The organism is Listeria rocourtiae FSL F6-920, from assembly GCF_000525975.1.
Taxonomy (GTDB): Bacteria; Bacillota; Bacilli; order Lactobacillales; family Listeriaceae; genus Listeria_A; species Listeria_A rocourtiae.
Window position 1 is genome coordinate 62550 of sequence record NZ_AODK01000027.1, and the last position, 12073, is coordinate 74622.

General features: G+C 37.9%; 20 protein-coding genes and 1 pseudogene. All 21 read right to left on the reverse strand.

The annotated features are described in order from the left end of the window. Positions 1-300 (reverse strand): hypothetical protein, encoded by a 300-nt coding sequence (locus PROCOU_RS09845; RefSeq protein ID WP_036071985.1) that lies wholly within the window; start codon positions 298-300, stop codon positions 1-3. Beyond that, entirely contained in the window at positions 301-573 is a 273-nt protein-coding gene (locus PROCOU_RS09850; RefSeq protein WP_036071987.1) for a hypothetical protein, read from the reverse strand. Continuing rightward, positions 570-1004: a DUF3310 domain-containing protein gene (locus tag PROCOU_RS09855; protein WP_036072051.1), complete on the reverse strand. Its 435-nt coding sequence runs from the start codon at positions 1002-1004 to the stop codon at positions 570-572. Before PROCOU_RS09855 ends, PROCOU_RS09850 begins: the two co-directional genes overlap by 4 nt. 418 nt (positions 1005-1422) lie before the next feature. Continuing rightward, positions 1423-1746: a hypothetical protein gene (locus PROCOU_RS09860; protein ID WP_036071989.1), complete on the reverse strand. Its 324-nt coding sequence runs from the start codon at positions 1744-1746 to the stop codon at positions 1423-1425. Between the two features lie 132 nt (positions 1747-1878). Continuing rightward, positions 1879-2199: a VRR-NUC domain-containing protein gene (locus PROCOU_RS09865; protein ID WP_036071991.1), complete on the reverse strand. Its 321-nt coding sequence runs from the start codon at positions 2197-2199 to the stop codon at positions 1879-1881. A gap of 150 nt (positions 2200-2349) precedes the next feature. Beyond that, positions 2350-4624 (reverse strand): annotated as a pseudogene (locus tag PROCOU_RS09870) (phage/plasmid primase, P4 family). 19 nt (positions 4625-4643) lie between these two features. Continuing rightward, positions 4644-5141 carry a DUF669 domain-containing protein gene (locus PROCOU_RS09875; protein WP_036071993.1) on the reverse strand — a complete coding sequence of 166 codons (498 nt, stop codon included), beginning with the start codon at positions 5139-5141 and terminating at the stop codon, positions 4644-4646. 25 nt (positions 5142-5166) lie between these two features. Further along, positions 5167-6423, reverse strand: a complete 1257-nt coding sequence (locus PROCOU_RS09880; RefSeq protein ID WP_036071995.1) for a DEAD/DEAH box helicase — start codon at positions 6421-6423, stop codon at positions 5167-5169. A gap of 63 nt (positions 6424-6486) precedes the next feature. Beyond that, entirely contained in the window at positions 6487-7191 is a 705-nt protein-coding gene (locus tag PROCOU_RS09885) for an AAA family ATPase (RefSeq protein WP_036071997.1), read from the reverse strand. 10 nt (positions 7192-7201) lie between these two features. Further along, positions 7202-7681: a siphovirus Gp157 family protein gene (locus PROCOU_RS09890; RefSeq protein WP_051994335.1), complete on the reverse strand. Its 480-nt coding sequence runs from the start codon at positions 7679-7681 to the stop codon at positions 7202-7204. Positions 7682-7862: 181 nt separating this feature from the next. Then, a complete protein-coding gene (locus tag PROCOU_RS09895) occupies positions 7863-8369 on the reverse strand; it encodes a dUTP diphosphatase (RefSeq protein WP_036072002.1) in 507 nt (168 codons plus the stop codon). Between the two features lie 191 nt (positions 8370-8560). After that, positions 8561-8770: a hypothetical protein gene (locus tag PROCOU_RS09900; RefSeq protein WP_036072004.1), complete on the reverse strand. Its 210-nt coding sequence runs from the start codon at positions 8768-8770 to the stop codon at positions 8561-8563. Positions 8771-8949: 179 nt separating this feature from the next. Further along, positions 8950-9240, reverse strand: a complete 291-nt coding sequence (locus PROCOU_RS09905; protein ID WP_036072007.1) for a DUF7352 domain-containing protein — start codon at positions 9238-9240, stop codon at positions 8950-8952. After that, positions 9241-9519 (reverse strand): hypothetical protein, encoded by a 279-nt coding sequence (locus PROCOU_RS09910; protein ID WP_036072008.1) that lies wholly within the window; start codon positions 9517-9519, stop codon positions 9241-9243. Next, positions 9506-9751, reverse strand: coding sequence for a hypothetical protein (locus PROCOU_RS09915; RefSeq protein ID WP_036072010.1), 246 nt, complete (start codon positions 9749-9751; stop codon positions 9506-9508). The genes PROCOU_RS09910 and PROCOU_RS09915 overlap by 14 nt, the downstream gene beginning before the upstream one ends. 44 nt (positions 9752-9795) lie before the next feature. Continuing rightward, complete coding sequence (locus tag PROCOU_RS09920; RefSeq protein WP_036072011.1) at positions 9796-10041, reverse strand: hypothetical protein; 246 nt, start codon at positions 10039-10041, stop codon at positions 9796-9798. Further along, positions 10038-10214 (reverse strand): hypothetical protein, encoded by a 177-nt coding sequence (locus tag PROCOU_RS17765; protein ID WP_159101210.1) that lies wholly within the window; start codon positions 10212-10214, stop codon positions 10038-10040. The genes PROCOU_RS09920 and PROCOU_RS17765 overlap by 4 nt, the downstream gene beginning before the upstream one ends. After that, complete coding sequence (locus PROCOU_RS09925; protein ID WP_036072014.1) at positions 10211-10411, reverse strand: hypothetical protein; 201 nt, start codon at positions 10409-10411, stop codon at positions 10211-10213. The genes PROCOU_RS17765 and PROCOU_RS09925 overlap by 4 nt, the downstream gene beginning before the upstream one ends. Beyond that, entirely contained in the window at positions 10408-10830 is a 423-nt protein-coding gene (locus PROCOU_RS16630) for a YopX family protein (RefSeq protein WP_051994336.1), read from the reverse strand. Before PROCOU_RS16630 ends, PROCOU_RS09925 begins: the two co-directional genes overlap by 4 nt. Continuing rightward, positions 10820-11044: a hypothetical protein gene (locus PROCOU_RS09940; protein WP_149023657.1), complete on the reverse strand. Its 225-nt coding sequence runs from the start codon at positions 11042-11044 to the stop codon at positions 10820-10822. Before PROCOU_RS09940 ends, PROCOU_RS16630 begins: the two co-directional genes overlap by 11 nt. A 3-nt stretch (positions 11045-11047) precedes the next feature. Beyond that, complete coding sequence (locus PROCOU_RS09945; RefSeq protein WP_036072016.1) at positions 11048-11704, reverse strand: N-6 DNA methylase; 657 nt, start codon at positions 11702-11704, stop codon at positions 11048-11050. Positions 11705-12073 lie beyond the last annotated feature (369 nt).

Consider the following 12073-nt stretch of genomic DNA (forward strand, 5'->3'; position numbering starts at 1 on the left):
TCAATTGCTCACTTCTGGCTTGATTGGGTCGTCATATAGGATTGAGCCTGGATTATATCCGTCACACTCCGATTCAGTTACACCATCTACAGTAATGGAAGATGTGTCATTTACTCTGATAAATGTTTTTCTTGTTCCATTTTTTAAACTAATAACCGCATCATAATCGTTTTGATATGATTCTGAAACAACATCTGAGATAACAGACATATCCAATGCCACTGTTTCTGGCTCCGATTCCCCACCAAAGTAATCCACAGTTGTACCGTTTTTATATAGCGCTGTTAGTTTTATTTTCATTTATTTGTCCTCCTCATTCAGCTCATTTACATACTTTTTTAGTGTTTTGTATGACATTGCAAGTAGAGCGCCTATAACTACCGTCTCTATAGTCCAAATAACTAACACGCTAATCATGATGAACAGTGTAAACGAATTACTCCAAATTAATTGAGCTGTAACACTTATGATTGGCACTATCGTACTGAAAAGCCAAAACACAAAGTATACCAACATCGCCTTAGTGATATGTTCCGTTGTTCTGTCTGTTTTTATTTTTTTAAATCTATTCATTTACCTTCACTCTCCATTTGTTTAATCAAATCATCCAAATAAAATCTAGCTTTCTTCAAATCCTCAATGCCATTTTTATGCTCATACCGCGTGATGTATTTCATGATGTTCCCGACTGCATAACTTGGATAATCCTTTACTTTAGCCTTAATGTAATCTAGCGTTTCGATTCCACCTGTATTGTAATGTGATGGATTATTTACTGTATCGTTGGCTTTGTATTTTTCGATTTTATAACCGTTGAAATAAATACAAGTTGCATAAGTAATTTCATTCCCTTCTTTTTTTACGCACGTTTCATTTCCATGAATACCCCATACGTCAGATGCAGTTGGTTTGTTCCCAGTGACTGCCCAAGTTACACCCTCCTTCTCCAACTCAACCATCAAAGCATCATAATCTTCTTGTGTTTCCGTGTGATATATTTTCATCTTTGGTTCCTCCTTCTTAAATATGGTAAGTCTGTGTGTATCGTCTTCATTCGTATACGTTTTAGATATTGAATCTTCGGTTTTCAATGTGTAACCTAGGACGTTTTTTATATAATCTTCGCTGTCCACTGGTGGTTCCTCCTCGTATTGTTTTAATTTTATAGAATTATATTTAGTTGGTTTTGTCATAAATTGTTTTAATGGGTTATCTTCTACTATTTTTTCAATAAGTTCTTCCGCTAACCGATTTTGCAGTTCAATCAATTTTTCATCTATTACCGGTCGTGAATAATATACATGTTCTTCTGGAAATGGTTTTTTATTCAAAACTGGTTCCTCCTTTTTATTATGTGTAAAAGGGATATGACTCATAAAACCGTCCTTATCAATCTTAAAACCGCCCCTTTTTAGCCATTCTTCATCTTTTAGGAATTCTTCGTAATTTGCTTTTTTTCTTTGCAGTTTCTTGCACACTTATCATGGAATCACTTAGTAAGTCATACGTATATCCAGTTTTAGCAGTAGGTATCACATCGTTAGTAGTTTTTTTCATAGTAACACCACCATACGCCATTTTATTCGGTTTACTCTTGATCGGATTTGGTCTACTGCCTTTTGGTGGTACACTATTTCCCTTACTGCCTCGATTCTCACAATTAATTCGTAATAATCGCGATGCATACATGCCTATGCAAAACACTACAAAGAATAAAACAAACAGTTCTAATCCCAATTCTGGCATTCTATCCCCTCCCAAAAATACGTCTTATTATTTTATAAACTTCTTCCCACAGTGGTTTAGCTATCAGTATCAGCACTAAAAACATTTGAACAACGGTGATACTCATTAATACGTCAATCATTGTACTGTTACTCATGTTATCCCCTCCACAATCCTAACCGCATCCTCGACACTCCGAGCTACTCCACAAAGTACATTCTGCTTACTCATAGCATCTTGAAATTTAACCTGTTCCGGTCTCAATCTACCTTTCTCGTTCTTCACTTCAATAAAGAATATTTTGCCGTCTGATTTTCGGAATCCGAATAGATCGGGAAATCCCTTCGGCAATCCGGTATCGAATATTCGTCCACCAGGTAATAATATTTTGCCCACATTACTACGAAACACATAATGACCTAATTTACCTAATTCACGCCGTATTGCATTTTGGATGTTTATTTCTGCTGTCATTTAATGTCATTACCTCCTTTATTTATATATTTATTATTCTTTTTGGGACAGTTGGGACAAGATAAGAGTTAAATATAGAAAGTAGTATAGGAAAATAAAAATAGTAAAGGTTTAGGAAAAACGGGTCAAACCTGCCCAACATGTCCCGTTTTAAAAATTGAAGTTCATTTGTGAGTATTCATCATTTAATTTTATACCTTGATAGAGACGAACTGACCCACTTTTTTTCTTTTCAAACTTCAATCCCATTTCCCGACCGAACTTTGTAGAACTCATAACATATTGACCGTTATCTTTCGCCCATTCTCGATAGGTATCATATAATGTCTTTGATTTTATTTTATTTTCTATATCTACGTCGCAACAATCATCAATAAATGCCGTAATAACATCCATTTCTGATTTATATTCATTGCTGGCACGTTCTACAGCTGCGGGTAATTCCAACCCTTCGCGTTGCCATTTCAAGCAACCTTCTACCGCCCAATTCAATATCCCTGTGAGTTCACCTTTTAGCTTGTATTTCAGTTGTTTGTCTACTTTATGATCTGGTATCTTCACTGTGAAAGGAATTAGATGTAACCTTCTCCATATGCCATCATCACGACCGCGAATAATTGGTTTATGATTCGTCGCCATCCAAATTTTAAATTCTGGTGTGAACTCAAATTCATCTTTGTACAGATGCCTTGCGGTAACCTTGTCACCACCTGTGAGCTGTTTAATTAACCCTTCATCTAAACGTACGCCTTCGTTTGGTTCTGTTGTTGTAACGAAGCGTGCAGCATGTAGACGGGCAATATCACTATTCGCACCACTTGATTGTTGTTTTACCATGATTGTCTGTGGTTGAATGTTTGTGGAATAACTACCAAACACATCATTGATAATATCCAAAAATACACTTTTACCATTTCGACCGTTTCCAAATAAGATAAACATAACCTGTTCGCTCGTACTACCTGTTAGAGAATACCCAACGGCTTTTTGAACATAATCAATTAATTCCTTATCATGATTGAAAATATCAAGTAAGAAGCTGTTCCACAATGGTGCATCGATTTTATCTGTGTATTCAATATGACTAATCTTTGTGAACATTTTCGAACGATCGTGCGCATTCAATTTGCCACTTTTCAAGTCAATGTAGCCATTTTGAGTATTAAAAAAGTGTTTATTTACATCGAATTGTTCTGGCAGCACCGGCATTAAATGCTCGGCTTCTTTTAACATGTTTGTCTTTCCTCGATTACCCCGCGTTGCTTTCAAATGCTTCACAAATGCTTTTTCAATATCGGACTCCGATTCCATGTAGGCGAAATCTTTTTTCATATTTTGAATCACGCGATCAGCCAGTGTTTTAATAGCACCTGTGTTATCAAACATCCATATTTTCGAATTATAGTAATACCATCCTTTATTGACATATGAGTAACGGACCATATTATTATATTCATCTCTAAAACGTTCTGCGTTGCCAGTGTCATCAAAACTATATGCTTTTTTAGCTTTACCGTTATCTAATATTTTAATCTCATAATCATCAATGGAATTACCAGGTGCATACACATCACTTGTGTTTTGAATAGCGATATTTAATACTTTCTCTCCATACAATGAAGCTCCGCGTTTTTGGTCCCATTTAGATCGCATCAAGCCAGAGGAACGAAAAATTTCATCCATCTTTTCATAGTCGGCGCCTGTCCAAAAAGCAAGCATATTAGCAAAAGCAAGGTCTGCCTCTGATTGTGAAGGGTACAGACCGTCCCACATGCCATCGTATAGTGTTTTAAACTGCGAACCTTGCTTACTTTGCATAGCTCTTTGAATAATTTCATTAGAAGGTAAGTCCACATGGCTCATTTCGGAATGGTTGACAATAGGCGCCTCATTCACACCAATATATTTTGCGTGTAAGTATTGAATACCTGTGGAACCATCGTTTATTTTAGTGAAGTTATTGATTACATTGCCCGTCATAACGAAAAATCGACCATCATTGTACATTTCTACATTATTCTTTCTTCTCCCACCATCTGGAAACTTACCTTTGGAAATGATGTGAATACCAGTGCCACTAACGGAATACTCTGTATAACTCGCCAGTGTGTGAATAAATTCAGCAACAATATTTTCTTGGTCGCCTAATAAATAGTCTTCGATTTCGTCTTTTATATCATCAATATCTACACCGAAATATGGCGCTTTGAAGTAAAATCCTAAACCATCAAACCCATAATCCTCTAAAGAAGCAAGGGCGGTCGTGAAATCCGCCCATGTGCTTTCGTCGTTACTTTTACCATGTCTACCTGTATTGGCATCCATTGGCATTTTTTTTATATTTTTGTCGCTCTTCATCCCAAAGTAGTTTGTAAGCGCACCATTGTTTTAACTGTTTTAATTCGTCTGGTATTCTTTCGAACATTTCCGCACGCTCCTAACTTTTAAAATGGAAGATCATCATCCGTAATATTCAAAGGTTGATTATCTTGCTGCGCGATATCTTTAGCTTTGAATTTATGATTAGATGGACCAGTAATTTTCGATTCAGCCCAACTTTTCACATTAAGATTGTTATACGTTTTGCCGTTATACTCTGACGTTTCATTTTTCACGGACACAAGACACGTTTTCAATGCAAAATCTTCTAATACCTCTGTCAATGAATTGTATTCTTTACCATTTGCCAACCCAACTGCCTTACCAATTGTGTTAATGGATTTTGCATTGTATTGGTTATCCTTTTTTGATTTCCAAATACTATGGAAAATATGCGCATTTTTAAACTTTTGATTGATATCATTACGGATAATTAGATCCACATTGATGTACTCCGCGCCACTTTGTGTTGCATCTTCTGTTGCGTGATTAATAATAACTTCATAAATCCCATCTTCTACTTGCCCGCCAAAAACATCTTCTGTATCTAATTTGAATACCATTTTTACATTCCCACTTTCGTTTTTTTTATTTGATAAAACCTAGTAATTTTCCTTGGTGGTACGCCCACCCTTGTTTATAATTCCTGCTTTTTGCTAATTCATATAACTCACCCATATTTTTGCAATCCCCCGGCTCTCTGTAGTCAAGGGTGAACGATGCTTCATCTATTTCTTGTAACTCGGCTAATTCATCCACTTCAACTGCCTTCACCTCAACCTTGAACTCTGCCCCGCAATGTTCACACCGCTTAACTGTCTGGCTCACAGTCATAAAACATTCTTTGCATATTTTAACGGGTGCCTCGGCTTTCGTCGCATTACTGCCCTTACGAGGCGTTAAGGACCATGTGCGTTCCATATCTGGTAATCCGAAACGCGTTACATTTCCTACATGATCGATGATAATGGATGTTTTACCTGGTCTATAACGCATACCCCGCATAGACTGTTGAATATATAGCGATAGTGACTGCGTAGGTCGCAACATAATCACGGTAGAACAATCTGGCACGTCGAAGCCTTCGCCAATTAAATCCAAATTGCAAAGGACCTTTATTTCGCCTTCACGGAATCGTTTTATGATGTCATCACGAAGTGTTTTAGGTGTCTTACCGTCAATATGTGCCGACGAAATGCCTACAGCATTAAAGCTCGCTGCCATTTTCTCGCTTTGATATATCGAGCTGGCGTACAATATCGCTTGTTCTCCTGGGGCTAATTTCTGATAATGCCGTATCACATCACCCCATACCATTCGAGCGTTGAACTGGTCGTCTAAACCGCTCATATCGAACTCGCCTGTACGCTTGATGTTTAATGTATCTGTTTGAACGATTTCAGGCGCATAGTATTTGTAAGGGGATAGGAAGTTATTTTCTATGAGCCATTTTGCGGTTACCTTTTCGATTAGTGTATCGTTGATATCACCAAGCCCACCGCCGTTTAAGCGAACAGGTGTCGCAGTGAACCCGACGACTAAAGCTGTTGAGAAGTGAGCGATTATTTTCTTGTAACTGTTAGCTAGGACATGATGGCTTTCATCAATGATAATTAAAGAAGGTACCACCATTTTATCTAAGCGCCTAACAATTGTTTGGACCATGCCGAGTGTGACAAAATCCATGTCTACATCATTTGATTGCAGCGTGTTACGAATTTGATCTATTAATTCTTTTCTGTGGACTAGGAACAGCACATTATTTTTATTATGTGTTGTTCTGCGGATGATTTCGGATAGAATGACCGATTTTCCAGCGCCTAACCACAAGGAGCTACAACACATGGTGTTCTATATCCTTGCACAAACGCCTCCTTTACATCGTTGATGATTTCGATTTGATACACTCTAAGCTTTAGCATCCACATCACCGCTATTAAATAATTCTTCCTGCAAACAAAACTCACGATCATCTATCTGGTTCTTCGCAAATACTGCATCAGACGGTGTTAATGTAAACCCGCGGTTCCCTGTCTTAGGTGATACAGACAACCTTGCAACCTGTAAACATAAACCCATAACATTCGTCAAAATCGGTTTCCGAATCTGTGGGTAGGACCTATTAAATATCTGTCCCGCTTCCGTTTGCCATTCGTCCGACACTTCCCAAGCCGTGATTAGAATATTTTTACCAAAAGTTTTCAGATATCGGATTAAGTCAAGTTCCCAAAATTGCAACTGTTGATAGTTTTGAATGCCTGGTACACCGTTGTTATTGCCGTGTTTCCCATACTCCGTGAGCATGGCGGTTTCTAACTCCGAAATATTATCAAGAACGATATTGTCGTAACTGTCTAGGTGATTTGTTTTAATTTCTTGAAGCAATTTAGGTAAGCCAATTCTGTACCCATTTTCTACAATAATAGGATCGTGCATATCCACAATATCAATATTATCTTTACCTTTTAAAACACTAGATGTGCCATCGATATCAATCACTAGCGTTCTACCCGGCATGAATCCGATTGTGGACGTTTTTCCTTTACCTGGATCACCATAAATCAACCTAATTGCCGACGGTGTTGTTATCTCACTTGCTTTTTTTATATTCACTTTATCACTCCTATCTTATCCGTAATGACCTACCCTGATACAGTTCCGCACCGTCCACCTCAATACCTGCCTTTAAATCGACGAGAAGGGCTTTTTTATCGAGCTTTTTAGGCTGTTCGACCAAATATGCAATAAGTTTACTTTCGTCCTCTACGCGTGCCGATGGCGGATTATTTTGTATTGCAATGGTGAGGTGCTGCCCTTTGATTTTGTCCGTCCCGATTTTTTCTAATTCGGTTTGTAGATAACGTTTCAAGCCATCGACATTATTTTTAATAGTACTTTTACGATCAGCCATCCTTTTCATTTCTACATCAAAACCAGCAACTTCCGCTTCTAAACTTTTAATAACTTTCGCTAAATTTTCTGCTTTAATATCAATACTTTCTTTGATAGCATCTAATGTGTCTTTTAAAGTCTCTGCTTCGGTTTGTCCAGCTAAATCTAATACTTTCTGATAACTATTTCCTAGCTCATACAACTTCATCATTTCGCCTCATTTCCTGAAACTTCTTATCTAATAAAAAGTACATGTCAATCACTTCATCATAGATAGAACAACCTTCTAGCGTTTTTTTTATTTTTACGAAGCCAGTTGTACATACATTCTAACCCCTCATATTCATGCAAGCTAATCCCTTCACCGCGATAGATAACATCCATCCACATAATCAATAACCCTCTTCCTGCCGTTCAATATTAATTTTTGCTTTATCCATATAGGCTTTTTCAATCTCTTCCTCGGTGAAGTGTAGCGTGTTTTTCGCGAGGTTTAACAAGATTAATAAAATATTTACAACGTCATCTTGTCCCCAAATGTCACTTGAAATACGTAGCGCTTCAAGTAATGAATACGTGATATCTGAATCTTGATTTTCTGATTCTGCTTCGTTTGTATTAAGCATTAATTCCGTGTTCAAATTACCGATATCATAATGATTGATTAGCGCTAAAGCAAACGCGATACAGTCTGCTAACTCGTCTTTTACTTTCGCATCGTCAATCACTTTGCTGTGTTTCCAGTGTTTGAAGCTTTGTAACTCATTAGCAAATTCCGCAATCTCTACTTGCAGCGCTAATTTTAAGTTATTCTGTAATAACCCCGCTTCGATATCAACCTTCTCCATAATTTTCGCATCAACCTGTGTTTGCATTTCTAACATTTTTTCAATATTCATTCTTTTTCCTCCCTAATGTCTGAAACCATCGTTCCAGTATTCGTCTACAACCATCGGATTTTCTACTTCATTGTTCATTTTTAATCACCCGGTATTTCCCGCGGTCTTTTCTAATACACACTGCACGTCCGTGATCCGCTTTCTTTCTTGAGTTGTATTCTCGGACGTTTAACCATCGTTCAAGCGCATAATTATACTTTTGCAAGAGATAACTCATTTTCTCTCAACCTCGCTTTATAAAACGCTTTTTGACTCTCTTTCATTTTAGCTGTGAGCGATTCTAAGTTGTGCATTAAATTGTCCAGATCGTTGTCACTTTTAATAATTTTATTTGCTAATTGCTGCCCTGTTCTGTTCACCGTTCTATTTATTTCGGACATAATAATTTGGCTTTCTGTCATTGACTTTAACCCCCAATCGTGCTAAATTATGCATAGTTTTTGTTTTATAAGCGCTCGTCTTTGAAGTTACAGCTTCAGGACGAGTATTATCACTTCCTTTCGTAAAATGATAGGTGATTAGTACTGTGGTTAGGATGATTGTTGCTAGTATGAACGTTAGTTGGATTAGGTGCATTTAATCAGTCCTCAATCCCATAAACATGCGTTACAAATTCGCCGTTTGAAAACATGAGAGTGCCGATAAAATAACTTTGTTCTGGAACACATTCACCAGTCATCGCGGACATAAATGTTTTCTTTTTTAATTGAACATTTCCGTGTGGCCTGCCGTCTAAAAGAATGCCTGATTCTATATAAATAACAGCTTTATTATTTTGAACTTGAACTCCCAATATTTTAATGCCAGGTGGACAAAACATAATTGTTTCACCGATCATATTTAATTCTTGTTTATAAATGCGTCTGCTCATCTACTCCGCCTCCCCATCAGCAATCCACACGCCTTTAGTAAGTTGCATATGTTTCTTAAGTTTCTTAAAAACCCGTAGTTCATCTTCTGTCCAAAATTCTGGATAAGCGCCGGAACCTTTATAAACAACCTCCGCATTCTCCCGCTCTGTGAGGAGTCTGTTGGCTAATAGAATCGCATCACCAATTCGCTCATCAAGTTCTAATCCTTCTAGTCCCATAGAGAACACAAATTCTAGCGCTGTATCCATGATTTCTCTATCCTTCTCATTCTGCGTCATCGTCTTGCGCCTCCTCTTCGTAAATGTCTAACGTCGCGTCGATAGTGGGCAGTATAGTCAAAGTATCGATCGTATCTAATTTCGTAGCTCGTTCGCCGTTTTCATCATCGCCTACACGTAATATCATCCCCTGTCCATTCGCGTAAGGTTGAATGATTGTGAAATCCGCCTCTTTTATATCGTCACCGTATAGCTTTTCTGCCGCCTCCAATGCGTTTTTTTGTGAAAACACCGATTTGTTCCATCGTATCTAATTCTTTCATTCCGCTTCCTCCTCTAAAATATACTCTTAACAAACTCGTCTTTAAGTTGCTCCTTAAAACAATTATCGATTGCGTCACGAATCATTTTCCAGTCTTTAAAATCAATATCAAAGTCGTGCTGTGATTCATCTGTGGAACTGTAGGATGCGATAATTACGCTCCCGTCCATCATGCTAAAATCAAGCGTGTTATATCCGCCAGAACCACTTTCGAAATCTTCTACATATCGCATATTATCAATGTGAACGCCTTGTTTCATTCCCTAATCACCCCAACCGCTTCAAAATCAACCTCGATAACTTCGCATACATTGCCCGTCTTACCTTCGTGTTCAAACGCTTCATGTTGCGCTGATAGCTCGTTTTGAAACGCACGTACTACTTTTTTTGATTTGACTTCTTGGACGATGAAAATGTAGTTATTTGGTGTCATTCGTCATCCTCCTCACAATACCGCTCAATCCACTCAGCAGGCGCTTGATTTACAAAGCCAGCCTTGAAAAACGTTAATTCTTTTTCTAACTCCGCTACACTCGCATGATCTTCTGCTGCGTTTGTGTATTTGGCTTTTGCTTTCCGCGCCTTTAAATCTTCCAATATCGCCTTTTCTAGCTTTTTGTCGAATTTCATTCCGCACCTTCTTTCAATAATTCGGGGTTCTCGTGAATGTTGCCGATGATTTTAATAGCGCTATCCAATCCGAAATACATTTTATATCCCTCGGAATATATTAAAGTTTCAATTGAATCAACGTAAAAGCAAAGTTTTTTATCGCACCATTTCACGATTCCAGGCTGGTTAATTTCCGATACAAAACCAGATGGCGCTACAATATCCCCCTCAAAAATCTTGTTGCCGTTTTTGTCGCTTAATCCCGTATACTGTCCGACTGTCTCAGGTCTAACTTGATACGCGAAGGGAGCGCCTGATGAATTAGAAATATAAGTGCCTACTCCCGCTCGATCTAGCTTTTCTTTGATAACAGATAGGTTACCGTATGCCCAATACCCGTTTATATTTTTACCTCTAAATTCAATTTCACGACTCATGTTCGCGCTCCTCTCCTTTTACAACTAATTCAACTGGCACAATTTCATAAAGCTTTTTCGATACTTTACGTTCCTTAAACTCAAAATGCGCGGTGAAATAACTTTCAAATAATAACGCTGTACTGTCTGAAGTACGTTGCCGAAAGCCAGGATAGCGTTTATCCGTGCCGTATACGAACTTTTTACTACGCTTATGCCTTATTGCGTACATCACACCTCACCCTCCAATTTCTTGCAAATGATTTGGCATATCTACACTTTCAATGTGAACTAGTTCGCCGTCTAACCATTTCTGAACATTAAACTCTCTTTCCACCTTTTTACTATGCGGCATCACATTTAAATTGCTAAAAAGTAAATGATCGTCATGTTCGTTTTGTATAAAATAAACCTGCTTAACTTCGCGTGATAATACATCCCCATGAACAATTGTTGCGTTCATGCCTCTTATCAATAAATTGAACAACAAGAATGGAACAGCTCGATCCGATAACTCCTCACACTGATACAGATGCTGTGATGGCAGATAAACAAATGGACCTTCTCGCAAACAATCACCCCACCATTTGCGAATAGTCATTCCTCCGGTCCCAGCTGCTATATCAAGTGTATTTTGCGATTCTCCTGTTAGTTTGGAAACAACATCACTTAGCTCGTTTGGTGTAAAGTCTTGCATGTGCTTCTTACGATCTGCGTGCTCATCTTGAAAGTAGATGTGAAACCAGTCATAGCTGACGTCCTTTTCAAGCTCCAAAAAGTCCAGAAACAACTTTTCCCGTTTTTCTTTATCAAATAGAATTTTTTTGAGTTTATCGGATGCTTGGTAACTTTCTTTAATGCCCAGCAAATGATTGATATTTTCAGTTGTTAGCATGGTATTTACTCCTTTTTGATTTTGATTGCGTATATTGTCGCCAAATGTGTGCATCATTCGTTTCTTTCTTGTATTCAATTTTACAGCGACATAGATATTCTCTAATTGTTTGTAATGGGAATTTTAGTTCTTCTGCTATTTCCCTTGCTGTGTATCCTGATTCGCTAAGCTTTCGAATTTCAGCGTCTAATAGATTTGGATAAGTTCGCTTTTTCAGTCCCATGTTAGAAGCTTTTCTGGCAACAGCAGAATAAGGTCTATTCAGCATCTTTGCAATTTCGTGCACATTCATAGCTGGATGGAACCTTCGAAGTATTTCACATTCTCTTTCCGTCCATCTGCGCTTTAATGTGCGCTTTCTTCATGTGA